At 39.3% G+C, this 17,124-nt stretch carries 16 protein-coding genes; 7 read left to right on the plus strand and 9 right to left on the minus strand.

Annotation, left to right across the window (positions count from 1 at the left end):
* Window positions 1-173 precede the first annotated feature (173 nt).
* The gene (locus A379_RS01705; RefSeq protein ID WP_081696303.1) at window positions 174-2,138 is read right to left on the minus strand and encodes a diguanylate cyclase domain-containing protein; all 1,965 of its coding nucleotides are present in this window, start codon (window positions 2,136-2,138) and stop codon (window positions 174-176) included.
* The gene (locus A379_RS01710) at window positions 2,101-2,559 is read right to left on the minus strand and encodes a nucleoside deaminase (protein WP_081696304.1); all 459 of its coding nucleotides are present in this window, start codon (window positions 2,557-2,559) and stop codon (window positions 2,101-2,103) included. Before A379_RS01710 ends, A379_RS01705 begins: the two co-directional genes overlap by 38 nt.
* A gap of 145 nt (window positions 2,560-2,704) precedes the next feature.
* On the opposite strand from A379_RS01710, the gene A379_RS01715 reads away from it, so the two are divergent.
* Both A379_RS01715 and A379_RS01720 read left to right on the plus strand, forming a co-directional pair.
* Window positions 2,705-3,904, plus strand: a complete 1,200-nt coding sequence (locus A379_RS01715; protein WP_157832330.1) for a Card1-like endonuclease domain-containing protein — start codon at window positions 2,705-2,707, stop codon at window positions 3,902-3,904.
* Window positions 3,905-4,103: 199 nt separating this feature from the next.
* The gene (locus A379_RS01720) at window positions 4,104-4,337 is read left to right on the plus strand and encodes a DUF2789 domain-containing protein (protein ID WP_040725259.1); all 234 of its coding nucleotides are present in this window, start codon (window positions 4,104-4,106) and stop codon (window positions 4,335-4,337) included.
* A gap of 51 nt (window positions 4,338-4,388) precedes the next feature.
* On the opposite strand, the gene A379_RS01725 is transcribed toward A379_RS01720, so the two are convergent.
* From A379_RS01725 to A379_RS01735, 3 genes are all read right to left on the minus strand, one after another.
* Complete coding sequence (locus A379_RS01725; RefSeq protein WP_051144905.1) at window positions 4,389-5,216, minus strand: zinc-dependent peptidase; 828 nt, start codon at window positions 5,214-5,216, stop codon at window positions 4,389-4,391.
* Between the two features lie 12 nt (window positions 5,217-5,228).
* On the minus strand, window positions 5,229-6,008 hold the full coding sequence (locus A379_RS01730) for a nuclease-related domain-containing protein (protein WP_040725261.1): 780 nt from the start codon (window positions 6,006-6,008) through the stop codon (window positions 5,229-5,231).
* A gap of 192 nt (window positions 6,009-6,200) precedes the next feature.
* A complete protein-coding gene (locus tag A379_RS01735) occupies window positions 6,201-8,426 on the minus strand; it encodes an NADP-dependent isocitrate dehydrogenase (protein ID WP_040725263.1) in 2,226 nt (741 codons plus the stop codon).
* Between the two features lie 300 nt (window positions 8,427-8,726).
* Between A379_RS01735 and A379_RS01740 the strand changes: the two genes are divergently transcribed.
* The 4 genes from A379_RS01740 to A379_RS01755 all read left to right on the plus strand — a co-directional run bounded on the left by A379_RS01740 (window position 8,727) and on the right by A379_RS01755 (window position 11,544).
* A complete protein-coding gene (locus A379_RS01740) occupies window positions 8,727-9,290 on the plus strand; it encodes an rRNA large subunit pseudouridine synthase E (protein ID WP_040725265.1) in 564 nt (187 codons plus the stop codon).
* A 121-nt stretch (window positions 9,291-9,411) separates the two neighbouring features.
* Window positions 9,412-10,539 (plus strand): tRNA 2-thiouridine(34) synthase MnmA, encoded by a 1,128-nt coding sequence (mnmA, locus tag A379_RS01745; protein WP_040725268.1) that lies wholly within the window; start codon window positions 9,412-9,414, stop codon window positions 10,537-10,539.
* Window positions 10,540-10,551: 12 nt separating this feature from the next.
* A complete protein-coding gene (hflD, locus tag A379_RS01750) occupies window positions 10,552-11,244 on the plus strand; it encodes a high frequency lysogenization protein HflD (RefSeq protein WP_040725270.1) in 693 nt (230 codons plus the stop codon).
* 27 nt (window positions 11,245-11,271) lie between these two features.
* On the plus strand, window positions 11,272-11,544 hold the full coding sequence (locus A379_RS01755; protein ID WP_040725272.1) for a cupin domain-containing protein: 273 nt from the start codon (window positions 11,272-11,274) through the stop codon (window positions 11,542-11,544).
* Between the two features lie 119 nt (window positions 11,545-11,663).
* Here A379_RS01755 and A379_RS01760 read toward each other — a convergent pair whose 3' ends face one another.
* Complete coding sequence (locus tag A379_RS01760) at window positions 11,664-13,565, minus strand: SurA N-terminal domain-containing protein (RefSeq protein ID WP_040725275.1); 1,902 nt, start codon at window positions 13,563-13,565, stop codon at window positions 11,664-11,666.
* Between the two features lie 243 nt (window positions 13,566-13,808).
* Here A379_RS01760 and A379_RS01765 point away from each other — a divergent pair, with 243 nt between their 5' ends.
* Window positions 13,809-14,168: a response regulator gene (locus A379_RS01765; RefSeq protein WP_040725276.1), complete on the plus strand. Its 360-nt coding sequence runs from the start codon at window positions 13,809-13,811 to the stop codon at window positions 14,166-14,168.
* Between the two features lie 119 nt (window positions 14,169-14,287).
* Here the strand turns inward: A379_RS01765 and A379_RS01770 are convergent, their stop codons facing one another.
* The 3 genes from A379_RS01770 to A379_RS01780 all read right to left on the minus strand — a co-directional run bounded on the left by A379_RS01770 (window position 14,288) and on the right by A379_RS01780 (window position 17,118).
* Window positions 14,288-15,607, minus strand: coding sequence for an adenylosuccinate synthase (locus A379_RS01770; protein WP_040725277.1), 1,320 nt, complete (start codon window positions 15,605-15,607; stop codon window positions 14,288-14,290).
* Between the two features lie 82 nt (window positions 15,608-15,689).
* Window positions 15,690-16,865 carry an ATP phosphoribosyltransferase regulatory subunit gene (locus tag A379_RS01775; protein WP_040725279.1) on the minus strand — a complete coding sequence of 392 codons (1,176 nt, stop codon included), beginning with the start codon at window positions 16,863-16,865 and terminating at the stop codon, window positions 15,690-15,692.
* 61 nt (window positions 16,866-16,926) lie between these two features.
* Window positions 16,927-17,118 carry a DUF2065 domain-containing protein gene (locus tag A379_RS01780; protein ID WP_051144907.1) on the minus strand — a complete coding sequence of 64 codons (192 nt, stop codon included), beginning with the start codon at window positions 17,116-17,118 and terminating at the stop codon, window positions 16,927-16,929.
* Window positions 17,119-17,124 lie beyond the last annotated feature (6 nt).

The raw sequence follows: 17,124 nt of genomic DNA on the forward strand, positions 1-17,124 counted from the left end.
GTGTTATCTGCATCGAAGGGTGAAAGGTAATCTTGAGTATTTCATAGGCAACTATGATACACGGGGAGGTTGCCAGTTTGCAGAATGTTATTACTGATAGCATGGTTTTTGACGTAAAATTCTAAACTCAACTTTAAAACTGACTAAATTTATCGTTAAATTTTTACGTTTAATTAACGATTTTCTTTAGCTTTATGCTTGGCTTTATTGATTGTTTTGGCATGGTACATCTCTTTATCGGCGTACTGAATTAAGCCCTCTATATCGTCACTATCTTGAGGGTAAATACTGGAGCCAATACTAATCCTAACTTGTAGACTCACCTCATTTAAATGAATAAGCGGTATAAATTCATTCATAATTTTTTTAACCAACGCATCTACTTCAATATCTGTTTCAATACCACGTAGTAAAATAACAAATTCATCGCCTGCATAACGTCCAACAATATCACTTTCTCGAATACTATTTCTAAGGCGCTGGGCAACGACTTTTAATACTTCATCACCAACTAGGTGACCATAGAGATCATTCACTTGCTTATAGTCATCAATATCTATAAACAGTAGAGCAAAGTGACTTTTATCACGTTTACTTTCAACTAATTGCTGTTTCATTAGTTGCGACAACATATTACTGTTGGCTATCCCTGTTAGCCAGTCAAACTGCGCAGCTTCATAGAGTTTAGCCTCAAGCGCCTTACGTTTAGTAATGTCTCGAGCCATACAAATGATATCGGTTTCATTAGACAGTGCATTTTGATAAGGCGCATTTACCCACTCACACATAATCTCACTGCCATCTTTGCGTACATTCCTATTTTCTGAAACCACCGATGCCCTACTTTCTTTTGTATTGGCCAAAACCTCAGCAACCTTTGTTTGATCTTTTTCTGGCACCAAAAGCTCTACCAAGCTTTTGCCTATAACGTCTTTCTCTTTCCAAAGAAACGTTTTCTCCGCTTGTCGGTTCCACTTTTGCACATTGCCTGCTTTATCCATAACAATCAAACTTAGTGGCGACTCCATAAAGATGGTGTCCAACTGCTCTTTTCGAGCATGTGTTGTACGATAAAGTCGGGTTAAACCGATAATTAAAACGAGTAAAACTATAAAAACTAAAGCAATATATTTTAATTGTTCTTGTAACTGAGCATATTCAAAATCATAGTTGGGTTGATACAACAAACCTTGTAAGTTGATTTTTTCGGGCAGGATACCAAGGCTGTGATAAGTATCCGCAATATGACGCCAACGTCCTTCTGTCATATAACCTGGTTCAATTAACTTTGGCATCATCAACTCGTCCATTGACTTGGCTTCAAATCTTAGGTGCTCTAAACTCTTTTGTTGCGAATACTTTTGGTAAATTAGCTGCACTATCTCTTCTTGATGCGACATCGCATACTTCCAACCTTTGATGGTCGCTTGGTAGAAGTTGCGAACCAACTGTGGGTCTTTTTCAACTAAACTTTGCAATGTAAAGAAATTATCACCATAAAAATCGATACCACTCATTCGTGGAGAGAATAGCTGAAATCTAATTCCTTGTTCAGCTAATATATAAGGCTCATCAGTACTGTAAACAGACATAACATCTGCTTTACTGTTAATCAAATCGTTAACATTATGCGAGTGGGTTTCTAGGGTAAGTGCAGATTGATGAATACCTTCAGACTGCATATAAGCAAATAACTCGGCGGAGTTAGGTTCTATCATTAACCGTTTGCCAATAAATTTGTGAACATGATTAATATTTGATTCAGACAGGGTCATTAGATTTAATGGCGAATGCTGCATAATCACGCCTAAAATGGTAATTGGATCACCTTTATGAAAGGCTAAAACCAAATCACTGGTTCCTACGCCAAAATCCGCCTGCTTATTGAGTACAACACTGATTGGATCAATACCAGGCTTTGCCTCAAGCAAAGAAACTTCTAAACCAACCTCTTTATAAAAACCTTTTTCAATGGCGGCGTAATAACCTGCAAACTGAAATTGGTGGTGCCATTTAAGTTGCAGCGTAATCGGTTTTAAAGTGCTATCTTCTGCCTGTAAAGCGCACACAAATAAAAGTGAAATGAGCCCTGAAATCCGTTTAATCATGCGTGCAGTCACACTCCCCAATATCTTCATTCCATATTTCAGGATTTGCTTCTATAAACTGTTTCATCAAATTTATACAGGCCTGGTCATTTAACTCAACTACCTTAACGCCTGCATCACGCAGCCATTCTAAATGGCCTGAAAAATTATGCGACTCACCCACTACTACTGTGCCTATATTAAACTGGCGAATTAATCCCGAACAGTACCAACAAGGGGCAAGCGTAGTAACCAATATTTTGTCTTGATAAGTTTTTTGACGCCCCGCTTTTCTAAAAGCATCGGTTTCGCCATGAATAGACGGGTCATTATCTTGAACACGTCGATTGCGACCTAAGCTTATAAGATTACCCCTTGAATCAAACATCGCAGCACCAACAGGTACACCGCCTTCTTTAAAGCCCTGCTCGGCCTGTTCAAGCGCAGGTTGTAAAAGTGCTAAATAATCCACTGTTCTAATCTCACCCTAAATTCAAGAATACCCATTATTATGAAACATAATCAAGCAGGATGAAAATATTTTACCTCTAAAACAATCGGGGCACTTTCATGCTAAAGTATTCAAATTCATCATTTTAATGGAAAACACAATCAAAATGCTTAGCAACAAGATGACGTCATTAAAGCAATATTGCACGCATATCGTTTTTGCAGACCGAGAAATGACACCCAATCTTGCACCCATACTCGATGAAAGACTCACCGTTAAACGTGTATTAATTATCTATTCAGAAAACCTATTGGAAAATGCACAACGACTCAAAAAAATTTACAATGCACACAGAATTAAAGCCGATATTTACCTAATAGAACCTGCTTTTGAAATCCCCTCTATCGTCAATGACCTGCAATTATTGGTTCAAGAAATACCTTATGAAACACTCTCAATTAATCTAAGTTGCGCAAATAAACTTTATACATTAGGTGCTTTTAAGGCTTTTGAAAACACACCCGTTGGCCTTTACTACCTATTACCCAATGACCAGTTTAAATGGATTCAACCCAGCGGGTTACCAGAATTTAATATTGCAGAAAACATGCAACTTGAAGAGTTTTTACATGCACATGGCATTGAGTACTCTTACCCAGTTAAATTAACACCCAGCCAAGCAAGTTTTGCCAATAGTCTGGTTAATGCGATACAAAAAATCATATTACAACAACATGCACTTAAAACTTACCAACACTTCTCTACCCGTTTTGCACGTGGTAAGTCGGTAAAGTTAATCAAAAATAATGAACACTATTATCTAAATGACATCCACAACACCCACTCGCGTTTAAAAGCCGATCTTCTACTTGGTTTTTTAAGAAAATTACACAACCAAAATGTGCTACATCTCAAGTTTGAAAACCATGAAATCTACCCACTTCCTGAACAAGACAGTTGGAAACGAACCTTTTTTGAAGGGGGCTGGTTAGAGTATTACGCCTACCGAACACTTTTAGAGCTTAAAACAGAAGTTGAAAAAATTAAAGAAGTGGCGTTTGGCGTTAAGCTGCAACGTCAAAATGCCTACGATGAAGCCGATGTGCTGTTTTTAGCAAACAACCAACTGTTTGTGGTGGAGTGCAAAACAGGCAATAACGTCAACATTAACTTACATCTACAACGGTTAGATAGCCTAAGAAATCGCCTGGGTGGCACCACAGCACACTCCTTATTAATTACCACTGAGGTCATTGGCGCAAACCTACCCAAAGCCAACTTATTAAATGTGGGGGTGATTGATGGTCATAAACTTTCACACCTTAAACACCATTTGCACGAATGGATTTTAAGTGAGATTACTTAATAAAAGCACTTAACTTTTAAACTACACCCTTTTACCAGGCCTTTATACCCCCTTGCGGGGTGTGGTGACTTGAGTTTTAACCTAATTTTGCTCACCATGCCAACTAAGCGTACAATTTATTATGTGTGTTGTTTTGTACGTTGTTATATACATTAATATGCACATTGATATGCACTCACAAAATATAAAGGAGTTAATGATGGAAGCACCAACACATGACTTAGCCGCTTTATTTGCTCAGTTAGGCCTAGAAAATAGTCAGCAATCCATAGATGGTTTTATAAACAAACATGCACCACTGAACGCAAAATTAATGTTACATCAGGCCAGCTTTTGGTCAGAATCTCAATCGCAATTCTTAAAGGAATCAATAGATAATGATGCCGACTGGGCAGATGTGGTCAATCACTTAGACACCTTGCTAAGAAACTAAAAAAACCTTAAATGAGCATGAATAAGAATGGCTGCGAATGAATGAACCTAACTATCTCAAGCGTCTTTCTAATGCTGAAGTTTGTTGAAGAGGTTGTTGTTTATAAAACAAGGCAAGTTGCTGATACACCGCTGGGTAAACTTTGTTTAAAACATAAGGCGCTTCAAAAAAATACTCTGTTGCCACTGCAAAAAATTCAGCTGGATTGGTGGCCGCATAAGGGTTTATATCAGGTCGCGCTCCATTTTCAATCTGCTGATTAAGATGCCTAAAAGCCTGTTCAAAAGCATTAAACCAGGTCTGCTCACTCATCTCTTTATGCAATGGTGGGTGACCGTTTGTATAACCATCAAGCATATCCAATTTATGCGCCATCTCATGCATTAAAACTTGGTTAGCCTCTGTTCGCAATGGGTGTGGGGCATTATCTTGCCAATCAATAATAATACCGCCCTGGTACTGAGTTTCACCCGACTCAACGCCTGCCCAACTCACTAAAAAGCCATCGGTACTCAGCAAGTTTTCTCGCCCATTACGAAACGGTGTTGGATAAACCGTAATTTGATTCCAATTACGTAACCATGAAAGTGAGTCAATTCGGTTATTAGATTCCAACCCCAAAACCATCATCGCCACTTGAGTGGCAATCATAATACGAATCTCATCTGTCAAAGTCATACCCTGAACAGGAATAATCGCTTTTAATCGAAGAACTTCACCCGCTAACAAACGTAACTGCCATTTTTCTTGAGCAGAATAGCGTTGCATCATTGGCATTTTAGCAATCGTCTGATGCCATAACCTCAACGGAATTTTGCTCTGTTTTAAACGATGCAATAAAACCGCATTTTTGATTTTTTTAACCAAGTTAAAATTCATAATAGATTACCGCTAGAACTGAAGAGTTCCTCTACAAGAGGGATAACGACTACAACCTAAAAATTCATTGCCAGCATTCACGCCCTTTTTAGCTTTGCGTAAAACCATTTTACTTCCACATTTAGGGCAGATAGGCAAAGCCTGTTTTTTCACAACAATATTATTAACATGTCGAACATGTTCCCTATTCGTTTTTGTAGATCGCACTAATCGGCCTGACTCAATTTTTTCAATAATCAAATCAAACTCATTCCAGCTTAACACCTGTTCTGTTTTACTTTTAATAAAACGAATATAACCTAAACCATGAGTTACATTTTTTGGCATATCGGTTTTAAACTCGCTGGTACCAATAAACACCACAATAGAATGAACTTGATTATCCGTTAGATTAAGTAAGCTTTGAAGGGTTTTAACGTGCTTATGATTTTGATAAAGCGGGTTTTGAAAGCTATATCGGGATTTTTTATTCAGTTGTTGTATCCACTTTTTTTGAAATTCACCACCAAAAATCCATCCCTGCATATTTTTGGTTTCCACCACAAACACGCCATAGGGTGAAACAATAATGTGATCAATTTGCGTTGTTCCACCGTTTTCAGTAGGTAAGGTCACATCCTTTATTAAGTGATATTGATGTTTATTCAGAGAAAGTTTGCTAATCACATTAACCCAAAATTCACCCGCCTTACCCTTAAACCAAGGAGACTGAACCAGGCCAATAATAATCGCCGCAGGAATAACATATAAAAACACACTAAATAAAGGCGAAACGATTGACGATAAATCCATAAATAGAATTCCAATAAAAAATATTCAATAACTAACAGGCCTGGTAATTATTCTATAACCAACCCCGTAAATTTAAGACATAAAAAAACCCACAATAAGTTACCAGGCCTTTATACCTCCTTGCGGGGTGTGGTAACTTCTTGCGGGTTTGTTTTGACCAGATTGAATCCGTCTTTCAATAATATAAACGAATTAAATTGCGTTAATAATATCGTTTAAGGTATCACTTGGTCGCATGGCTATTGCGGTTTCTACCTTATTTGGTTGGTAGTAACCACCGATATCGACTGCTTTACCTTGTACTTCACTTAACTCGTTAACAATTTTGGCTTCATTTGCGGTTAATGCATCGGCCACTGGGGCAAAACGGGCTTTTAAATCGGCATCGTCATTTTGTGCTGCCAATTCTTGCGCCCAATACATCGCTAAATAGAAGTGGCTGCCACGGTTATCAATTTCACCCACTTTACGCGATGGCGATTTATTGGTGTCTAGGAATTTACCAGTCGCTTTATCTAACGCATCAGCCAAAACTTGTGCTTTTGGGTTATTGAAGGTTTGAGATAAGTGTTCTAGCGAAACCGCTAGGGCTAAGAATTCACCTAAAGAATCCCAACGTAAATGGTTTTCTTTGACTAACTGTTGAACGTGTTTTGGTGCTGAACCACCCGCACCTGTTTCAAACAAACCTCCGCCATTCATTAACGGCACAATAGACAACATTTTAGCTGACGTACCCAACTCTAAAATTGGGAATAAATCGGTTAGGTAGTCACGTAATACGTTACCCGTTACCGAAATCACATCTTGGCCTTCTTTAATATGGCGCAATGTAAAACGAGTCGCTTCTGCGGGTTCCATAATATGAATTTCTAAACCAGCAGTATCGTGAATCGCTAGATATTGATTTACTTTTTCGATGATTTGGTGATCATGTGCACGATGAGTGTCTAACCAAAAAACGGTTGGATTACCCGTTGCACGTGCACGGTTAACCGCTAATTTTACCCAGTCTTGAATCGGTGCATCTTTAGTTTGACACATACGGAAGATATCGCCTTCTTCTACTGGCTGTTCTAACAAAGTATTGCCATTAGCATCTACTGCACGAATAGTGCCTGTATCTGTTGCTTGAAAGGTTTTATCGTGTGAACCGTATTCTTCTGCTTTTTGAGCCATTAAACCGACATTGGGTACTGAACCCATTGTGGTTGGATCAAACGCGCCATGATGTTTACAAAAACGGATGGTCTCTTCATACACACTGGCGTAACAACGGTCAGGAATCACCGCCATGGTGTCTTGCTGTTTACCGTCTTTATTCCACATTTGACCTGATGTACGAATCATGGCTGGCATAGAGGCATCGACAATCACATCTGACGGAATGTGTAGGTTGGTAATGCCTTTATCCGAATCGACCATGGCAATATCTGGCCCTGCTTCAATCGCAGCGGCTAAATCGGCTTCAATCTCAGCTTGTTTGTCAGCAGGTAGAGCAGCAATTTTGCTGTAAACATCGCCTAAACCGTTGTTTAGATTAACGCCAATTTCTGCAAACGTATCAGCATGTTTGGCAAATACGTCTTCAAAATACACCGCAACCGCATTACCAAAAATGATTGGGTCAGAGACTTTCATCATGGTGGCTTTTAGGTGTAAAGAGAATAAAACCCCCTCTTCTTTAGCTTGGGCTTTGGCTTCTTTTAAGAAGGCTCTTAAGGCAGACTGACTCATCACAGAAGCATCTAACACTTCACCCCTTTTTAGCGGTGCGGCCGATTTAAGCTCCGAAACTGAACCGTCTGCAGCAACAAATTCGATTTTAAAGGTAGTTTCTTCAGACAAGGTAATCGATTTTTCTGAACCGTAAAAATCGCCGCCTGTCATATGAGCAACGTATGATTTTGAGTCGGATGACCAAGCGCCCATTGAGTGTGGGTTTTTCTTAGCGTAGTTTTTGACCGATAACGGCGCACGACGGTCTGAGTTACCTTCACGTAAAACAGGGTTGACTGCCGAACCTAATACTTTAGCATAGGTCGCTTTAATCGCTTTTTCTTCGTCATTTTGAGGTTCAGCTGGATAGTTTGGAACGGCATAACCATGGGATTGCAGTTCAGCAATCGCCGCCACTAACTGTGGAACAGAGGCAGAAATATTAGGAAGTTTAATGATATTGGCTTCTGGCGTGGTGGCCATGTCACCTAATTCGGCTAAGGCATCACCAATTCGCTGCTCTTCTTTTAAATAGCTAGGAAAATTAGCAATGATTCGACCTGCTAATGAAATATCTCGCGTCTCAACGGCTACGTTTGCCGCACCAGTGAAGGCTTGAACCATTGGTAAAAATGAGTAAGTCGCTAAGGCTGGTGCTTCATCGGTTAAGGTATAAATAATCTTGGATTTTTCTGACATACAATTTCCCGTAGTTTACTTTGACTCGTCGTTGAGTGCGCTAATGAGACCTATGCACGAGTGGCTCTACGATTAAAAATGGTTAAAATCTTACATCTTTCAGCCAAAAAATTCGCCCAATAGCTAGCTATTATGCGTATTTTTTAACTAAAATCTGCAAAATTTTTCCGCATTTTTATTTCACACCCCACTCGTGCATAGGTCTCTAATATAAAAAATGTTAAAATTTAGCCTATTTTATCACCTGATACGCTCAAGAAAAGCAATTAACGAGCGATTAACAGAGTAAGCACTGAATTTATGTCCAATCTCCTGCTATTTAACAAACCATTTAATGTACTTTGCCAGTTTACCGATGAGCCTGAATTTAAAGAGCAACGTGAAACTCTTGCCGATTATATAAACCAACCTGGTTTTTATGCGGCGGGAAGATTAGACCGTGACTCTGAAGGTTTATTACTGCTTACTGATGACGGCAAGTTACAACAACAGATTGCTAACCCTAAAACCAAACAACCTAAAACCTATTTGGTGCAAGTAGAAGGTGAAATCACCCAAGAAGCCATTAAAAAATTACAACAAGGCGTTAAGCTAAAAGACGGTTTAACCAGGCCTGGTAAAGCAAGAAAAGTGAGTCAACCAAAATGGCTTTGGGAACGTAATCCACCTGTTAGAGAACGCAAAAATATCCCGACCAGTTGGTTGGAATTGACCATTACCGAAGGTAAAAATCGCCAAGTTAGAAGAATGACAGCGGCGGTAGGTTTTCCCACCTTACGTTTAGTACGCACGCAAATTGGGCAATGGAAACTAGGCGATTTGGCTTTAGGTGAATCTACCTTACTCACAAACCAGTCAATATAGATTGGTGTGGTTTATCGCAGTTAGGCGCGCGCTCTGTTAAAATACCGCCATTAAAAAGTACTCATAGAACATTTATAAAACATTTATTCAATCTCATAGAAAATTAGGTAATAAACTCGCCATGAATTCAACGCAAGACAACTCCAAAACTAAAGTAATTGTAGGCCTTTCTGGAGGGGTCGACTCTTCTGTTGCGGCTTTATTACTGAAACAACAAGGCTATGACGTTGAAGGCCTGTTTATGAAAAATTGGGAGGGTGATGATACAGAAGATTACTGCCCTGCCGCTGAAGATTTAAAAGATGTCATGGCGGTGGCTGAAAAACTGGATATTCCCGTGCATATCGAAAACTTCTCTGGTGAATACTGGGATAATGTTTTTGAACACTTTTTAGCCGAATACAAATCAGGACGCACACCCAACCCAGATATTTTGTGTAACAAAGAGGTTAAATTTAAAGCCTTTTTACAGCACGCGCTCTCTTTAGGTGCCGACTTTATTGCAACAGGCCACTACACCCGTGTAATGCGTGATGAAAACAATCAGTGTCACCTTTTAAAAGGATTGGATGACAATAAAGACCAGAGTTATTTTTTGTATACACTTCAGCAACACCAGTTACAGAAATCTTTATTCCCAGTTGGTGAATTAGAAAAACCTGTTGTTCGACAGTTGGCTGAAGAAGCGGGCTTTATTACCCATGATAAAAAAGACAGCACAGGCATTTGTTTTATTGGTGAGCGTAAATTCAAAGACTTTTTACAGCAGTTTTTACCTGCTCAACCTGGCGATATAGTCGATGATCAAGGTAATGTCATTGGTAAACATGATGGCTTGATGTACCACACGCTTGGGCAACGTAAAGGTTTAGGTATTGGTGGTGGCCACGGTAAAGGAAATGATCCTTGGTATGCCGCTGACAAAGATTTAACAAATAATGTGCTTGTGGCCGTACAAGGCAAACAACACCCATTGTTGCAACATCAATATTTAGTGGCCGATACTTTAGACTGGGTTTCTGGTGAATGCCCAGCGTTAAACTTCCCTTTAAAAGCTAAGATTCGTTACCGCCAAGCAGAACAACCGTGCCGAATCATTGAACATCAAGATGGCAAAATTGTGGTGAAATTTGACGAACCACAAACCGCTATCGCACCAGGTCAGTCAGTGGTATTTTACATTGATGACGACTGTTTAGGAGGCGGTATTATTGAACAACGCCTACACAACTTAGATGAACGAGTATAAAAAGAACAGATTATGAGTGAATACACACAGCAAGACAAAACCATTGCCTTAATTGGCTTATACCAATGTTCTCAACTGGTCTATGAATTAGCGACCACAGGTAAAGCCGACGAACTCGCTTATAAAACCTGTATTGAATCACTGTTTGTTGAAAATCCACAAGCCACCTTAGATGTTTATGGTGGTGATGTTCAAAACATTCAAAAAGGAGTTAATACGCTGTTAGCGCAAATGAGTTCAGATCAAGCGATACAAAACCGCAATATTGAAATTACCCGCTATGTATTAAACCTGATGATTTTAGCTAAAAAACTTCAAGAACAAGGTACGCCACTCGACAACATTTTTGGCCTCTTGGAAACCGCTAAAATGCAAACTGAACAGTTTGGCGACTTACACGAAAATGTCATTGCAAGTCTAGCCAAAGCTTACTCGGAAAACGTTAGTGTGGTTTCACCAAGAATCATGGTTAATGGCCAACACGGCCACTTACAAAATGCTCGTGTAGCCAATAAAATTCGCGCCTTACTTTTGGCGGGTATTCGTTCAGCGCTACTTTGGTATCAAGTGGGTGGTTCACGCTGGGGATTAATTTGGTCACGTAAAAAATATTTACAAACCACACAAGCACTACATCGCCCATCTAATGACGATACATCTGATGACTTTAATAAGCCAAGTGACTACTTTAATCCAAAAGATTAGGTAAGCTTTATTACATAGAGAACAGTTATGAAAATTGAAGTGATAAACAATCCAACACAGGAACAACTGCAACAACTCGGGGTACTGAGTTGGCCAATATGGGAAAAGGAAGCCTCTTCCTTTCCTTGGACTTATGATATGAAAGAAGTCTGTTACATTCTTGAAGGAGAAGTGGTTGTTACCCCACAAAATGGTGAAGCCGTTTCTATTAAGGCGGGCGACTTAGTCACCTTTCCTAATGGTATGAGTTGTCATTGGGATATCTCTAAAGACATTCGAAAACACTATCAATTTATCTGATTAACAACCCAAAAACATAAACTCCAGACAATAAAAAACCGAACTTACCAGGCCTGGTAAGTTCGGTTTTTTTATGAGATAAATAGCCGTATAAACGACTATTTACTATGGTTTACAAACTATTTAATGGTTTTATAAACTTCCTTTTTTACCACTTCAGACTCTTTTTTCATTTCTGCTAAACGAGTCGCCAATTCTGCATTAGCAAACAGTTCTGCAAAAGCATTTTTAAGGGGTGCTTTTTGCTCAGCCGTTAGGGCTTCAGACTTTACTTCAGAAACCTGTAACAAAATGGTGTCACCTGTTGCTAAAGCAAATTTTGTCCAACTACCTTTACCATTAGGCTTTGGTGTTTTAAAGGCTTCAGAAACCATTTGAGGCAGTAAGTTTTGAGCATCACGGCCTATCCAGCCAATGTTATTCCACTCAACACCGTCTTTCATTAAAGATTCCGGCGCTTCACCCGCATTGATTTTAGCCAAGAGTGCCTCACCTAATTTAGCCGACTCAGCAATGGCCGCCTGACGAGTCAACTCTTCTTTAATCATTGCAGAGACTTCCTTCAACTCTTTTTGACGTGCATCCTGATGTTTATTAACACGAATAAATACAGCATGATTTGCGGCAATATCAATAGAGGTACTATTAAGGTGCGACTTCAAAACATCTTCAGAGAACGCTGAATTAATGACTTTGGCATTTGAAAGAATAGCACCTTCACCCCCCGCTTTACTAAACAATGGTGATGTTTCTACCGTTAACCCTGTTGCGGTGGCTGCAGGCTCTAAACTGTCAGACTGTTCGTAGACAATCGTATTGAGCTTTTCTAACAGCTCAAAGTATTGAATATCGGCCTGTTGAAGCTGATATTGTTTAGTGACTTCCGCCTTAACGGCATCGAGCGCTTGGGGTTTTTTAGCTTCAATCTTAACCAGTTTAATTAGGTGATAACCAAAATCCGTTTTAACAGGTTGGCTCACCTCACCCTCTTTCATAGAAAAAACTGCTTCATCAAACTCTGGAACCATCATTCCTTGTTCAAAAGTACCTAAGTCCCCACCTGTTTGCGCTGAACCAGGGTCTTTTGAGTAAACTTTAGCTAACGCTTCAAAAGACTCACCCGCTGCTAACTTTTCCTGAACCTCAGCAACGGTTTTCATCGCCGCTTCATCAGCTTCTGTGGTATCGGCTTCAACAGAAATCAGGATATGTTTTGCGTGACGCTTTTCTGGTAGGGTAAATTGACCTTTATTCTCTTCATAGAAGCCTTGAATGATTTCATCGCTAACAGCCACTTTTTCAGCTAACTTTTCTTTAGAAAGTTCAATGTAATCAATCGATACTTTTTCAGGCTCTACATAATCTTTAAGGTCTTTATTATACGATTCAGCAACTTGCTCATCGCTGATAGAAACCGTCTTTAAGAAAGGTCTTTGATCGACACGTAAATAACTTACATTACGTTGCTGACCCTGTAAGCTTGCCAACTGTTCAACTTCACCCTCAGTTGCAAACGCAGAGCTTAGGGTAATATTTTTATATTGGTTTTCAGATAAAAATTGGCGCTGTTCATATTCAAAACGCGCTACATTTAAACCGTTTCGCAATAAAACATCTTCATAAACCTTTTGTGAAAACTTGCCGTCTTGTTGAAAAACATCAGCAGAATGGATTGCTGTAGCCAGTTGCTGATCACTAATAACCATATTGTTGCTAGCAGCAAACTGTCTAATTTCTTCGGACTCAACTAAAGCATCCAGAACCTGTTCTCTAAGATCTTCATCTTTAACCACTTGATCATAAAGGTCACCAAATTGCTGTTGAAGTCGTTGTTTCTGACGACTATATAAGGTCAGAAACTGATTAGCCGTAATATCTTGACCATTCACTTCTGCAACAACAACGACTTTATCTCCACGTGCATATTGGTCAATACCAAACAGTGCAAACGTTAAAATAATTAATCCGACAATCACCCAAGCAATCCACCCTTGAGCGTGATCACGAATAGCTTGTAACATGCTTAATCCTTTAGTTCAGTTTTCGTAAAAAAGAGCTGTTTATAATACCAACCTATTGTAATTCTTTCAGAGTTTTTGCTCGATATTTCACGATTTAAGCACGCATTGATTACCAGGCCTGGTAATATGTTAATGACAACAAGTATTTAATATACAAAATCGCCTTTTACAAAACCTCAAAAACCCAGTGTGAAATTTTAGTAAAATGCGGAGCATTGTATTGACCCATATAAAGAGATAAAAATGAAAAAAGTACTTTATGTTGATGATGCAAGTTCAATGAGAAAACTGGTTAATTTAGTATTAAGTCAAAAATTTGATATTACAATGGCTGAAAATGGCCTTGAAGCTTATGAAGCGATTCAACAACAATCATTTGATGCCATTATTTCAGATATCAATATGCCAGTAATGACGGGCTTAGAATTTTTAGAAAAGTTAAGACAACATCCAAATAGCAAGTTTACCCCAGTGCTCATGCTTACAACTGAAGCAAGCGCTGAGTTAAAAGCCGAAGGTAAACGTTTGGGTGCAACGGGCTGGATTGTTAAGCCTTTTGACCCAGAAAAATTAGCCGCAACAATCAATCGTGTTATTGGTTAAAGTGAATGAATAAAGCTATTTAACTCCCTTACAACCGACTCGTTAAATCTGTTTAGGCCGTATATAAAACAGCAAAGCCCTCATTTGAGGGCTTTTTTATCTAAACAGTTTAGCTTTGACTATGCAAATGGGTCATTAATAACCAAGGTCTCTGAACGGTCAGGACCTGTAGATAAAATAGAAACTGGAATACCCACCTCTTTTTCTAAAAACTGGATGTAATTTTTAGCCTCTATGGGTAAAGCATCCCACGACTCAATACCCACTGTTGAAGTTTGCCAACCTGGCATCGTTACATAATTTGGTGCACAAGTTTCATATTCATCAGCACTCGATGGTGGTAATAAAAGTGTTTTTCCATCCTGATCATAAGAAACACAGATTTTGATTTCAGCTAACTGATCCATAACGTCCAGCTTAGTTAAACACATTCCAGTTAATCCGTTAATCTGTGCTGAACGACGTAAAGCAACAGCATCAAACCAACCACAACGACGCTGACGCCCAGTGGTTGCACCAAACTCATGTCCACGAGTACCTAACTCTTTACCAATTGGGTCACCCACATCGGTATCGCAGTTATAGCCTAACTCAGTCGGAAATGGACCACTCCCCACACGCGTAGCGTAAGCTTTGGTAATACCAAGAATGTAATCTAACGCTGTTGGCCCAATGCCTGCACCAGGCCCTGCACCACCTGCAGTGGTGTTAGACGAGGTTACATAAGGATAAGTACCATGATCAATGTCTAACAAAGTGCCTTGCGCCCCTTCAAACATTAAGTTTTTGCCTGCCGCATTGTACTCGCTGATTAAATTAGGTACATCTGCAAGCATAGGTAAAATCATTTTACTGTAACGCTCACATTTAGCCCAAAGTTCATCAAATGAAACAGGAGTCGCTTTGTAATAGTTTGCAATCATATAGTTGTGGTATTCCAAAGTTTCTTTTAACTTTGCTTTAAATGCTGGCATATTTTTAAAATCGCCAGCACGTAAACCACGTCGCGCTACCTTATCTTCATACGCAGGTCCAATACCACGCCCCGTAGTACCAATCGCTTTATTACCACGCGCTAACTCACGAGCTTGGTCTAGAGCCACGTGATAATCTAATATAAGTGGGCAGGCATCACTGATTTTTAAACGACTTTGAACCTGTAAACCTGTCGCCTCAAGTTGAGTTACTTCTTTCTCTAAAGCATCTGGAGCCAATACCACACCATTACCAATCAGACATTCCACTTCTTCACGCAAAATTCCAGACGGAATCAGGTGTAAAACCGTTTTTTTGCCATCAATCACCAGGGTATGACCTGCATTATGACCGCCTTGAAAACGTACAACCGCAGCCACTCTATCTGTTAGAAGATCAACAATCTTACCTTTACCTTCATCGCCCCACTGGGTACCAACAACAACAATATTTCGTTTTGACATAAAATACTTCTTAATTACTTTTAATAAATTTTGTAATAATTTTTGTAATATCTTCTAAAAAATTATTTCATTTTGACAATAATCAAACGGCCGTTTTAACAGCCCAGCTTCCAGACTCTTCAACCAATTTTTTAGCACCGACGGTAACATCATTCATATCGTAAGACTTAATGACTCGGTAACCGTTTGATTTAAGTTCAGCAATCGCTGTTTTTAATTCAGCATTAGCGATCTGAGGAACATAAACAGTCTCTTTAACATTAAGTTCAACATTAGCAAGTAGATCTAGAGCGGAACGTAAATCTAAACTAAATCCTGTTGCTGGCAAAGCAAGTCCAAACACCGAACCGATATTGTCATAACGACCACCTTTGGCAATCGGCTGCAAAGTATCTCCACTGTATGAGGCAAAAACAATACCAGTATGATATTGATAGCCGCGCATTTCAGTGATGTCTAAATGTACTGGGATTGAGAAAGAACTTTCGATAGATTCAATAACCGTCGCAATATGATTTAATGCAGCGTCCATAACATCGGATAGCCCTGATAACTCTTTCTTGGCTAAAACAATCACATCAGAAGCCGCACCACATAATGTTGGTAAAACCTCAAACTTAGCTTGCATATCCGCAGACAACTCTAACCCAGAAATAAAGCTCTCATACTCTGGAATCGCTTTACGTTGCAGAATATTAATAAACTCTTTTGTTTGCTTAGCATTAAAACCAGCTAATTCCATCAACTCAGTCACTATAGCAACATGACCTAAGCTCATTTTAATGTCAGGCAATTGAATACGCTGCATACTCTCAAGCATCAGTTCAATAATCTCGATATCGCTTTCAACACCTTGATGACCAAATAGCTCCGCTCCGACTTGAATTGGACTACGAGAACCTTTTGCTTTGTTGTTACGGGTTTTTAAAACCTCACCAACATAGCACAGTCTAGAAATCGTAGATTTAGCTTTCAAACGGTTACTAACAATACGAGCGACCTGTGGAGTCATATCTGCTCTAACACCCATCATTCGACCACTCTCTTGGTCTGTAAAGCGACAGGTATCTACCGCCATATGACCAGCAGTTCCTGTTAATAATGAGTCAGTAAATTCTGCGATTGGAGGAAGAACAAGCTCAAAACCAGAAAGTTCAAAACCATCCACTAATTTGCGGCGGTAAAATTCTAATTTTTGTGCTTGAGGTGGCAGGAGGTCTTCTAAACCTTCGGGCGTAAACCACGTAGATTGTTGCATTTCGAAACTTCTTTTATTTAATAAAATTCTGTTGGACGAGATATTATAAATCAACTCGATGTTATTCACTAAAAAATAGCAACAACACCAACCCCATTAAAATAGATACAAATCCCATTACCCGTAAATCACGCTCACCAAGCTTAACGGCTTCTGACATCATTTTTTGCCAAAACGATGGAAACACAAATGGCAACAGCCCTTCTAATATAAAGACTAATGCAATTGCGGTTAATAAGGTATTTTCTATCATACGTCC

Source organism: Thiomicrorhabdus sp. Kp2, from assembly GCF_000478585.1.
Classification (GTDB): domain Bacteria; phylum Pseudomonadota; class Gammaproteobacteria; order Thiomicrospirales; family Thiomicrospiraceae; genus Thiomicrorhabdus.

Excerpts from the sequence above, each read along its gene's own strand:
- A379_RS01770 (WP_040725277.1), bottom strand. The coding sequence starts at position 15,607 with ATGTCAAAACGAAATATTGTTGTTGTTGGTACCCAGTGGGGCGATGAA.
- A379_RS01705 (WP_081696303.1), bottom strand. The coding sequence starts at position 2,138 with ATGAAGATATTGGGGAGTGTGACTGCACGCATGATTAAACGGATTTCA.
- A379_RS01740 (WP_040725265.1), top strand. The coding sequence starts at position 8,727 with ATGTCCAATCTCCTGCTATTTAACAAACCATTTAATGTACTTTGCCAG.
- A379_RS01765 (WP_040725276.1), top strand. The coding sequence starts at position 13,809 with ATGAAAAAAGTACTTTATGTTGATGATGCAAGTTCAATGAGAAAACTG.
- mnmA (WP_040725268.1), top strand. The coding sequence starts at position 9,412 with ATGAATTCAACGCAAGACAACTCCAAAACTAAAGTAATTGTAGGCCTT.
- A379_RS01755 (WP_040725272.1), top strand. The coding sequence starts at position 11,272 with ATGAAAATTGAAGTGATAAACAATCCAACACAGGAACAACTGCAACAA.
- hflD (WP_040725270.1), top strand. The coding sequence starts at position 10,552 with ATGAGTGAATACACACAGCAAGACAAAACCATTGCCTTAATTGGCTTA.
- A379_RS01760 (WP_040725275.1), bottom strand. The coding sequence starts at position 13,565 with ATGTTACAAGCTATTCGTGATCACGCTCAAGGGTGGATTGCTTGGGTG.
- A379_RS01720 (WP_040725259.1), top strand. The coding sequence starts at position 4,104 with ATGGAAGCACCAACACATGACTTAGCCGCTTTATTTGCTCAGTTAGGC.
- A379_RS01730 (WP_040725261.1), bottom strand. The coding sequence starts at position 6,008 with ATGGATTTATCGTCAATCGTTTCGCCTTTATTTAGTGTGTTTTTATAT.
- A379_RS01775 (WP_040725279.1), bottom strand. The coding sequence starts at position 16,865 with ATGCAACAATCTACGTGGTTTACGCCCGAAGGTTTAGAAGACCTCCTG.
- A379_RS01715 (WP_157832330.1), top strand. The coding sequence starts at position 2,705 with ATGCTTAGCAACAAGATGACGTCATTAAAGCAATATTGCACGCATATC.
- A379_RS01725 (WP_051144905.1), bottom strand. The coding sequence starts at position 5,216 with ATGAATTTTAACTTGGTTAAAAAAATCAAAAATGCGGTTTTATTGCAT.
- A379_RS01780 (WP_051144907.1), bottom strand. The coding sequence starts at position 17,118 with ATGATAGAAAATACCTTATTAACCGCAATTGCATTAGTCTTTATATTA.
- A379_RS01735 (WP_040725263.1), bottom strand. The coding sequence starts at position 8,426 with ATGTCAGAAAAATCCAAGATTATTTATACCTTAACCGATGAAGCACCA.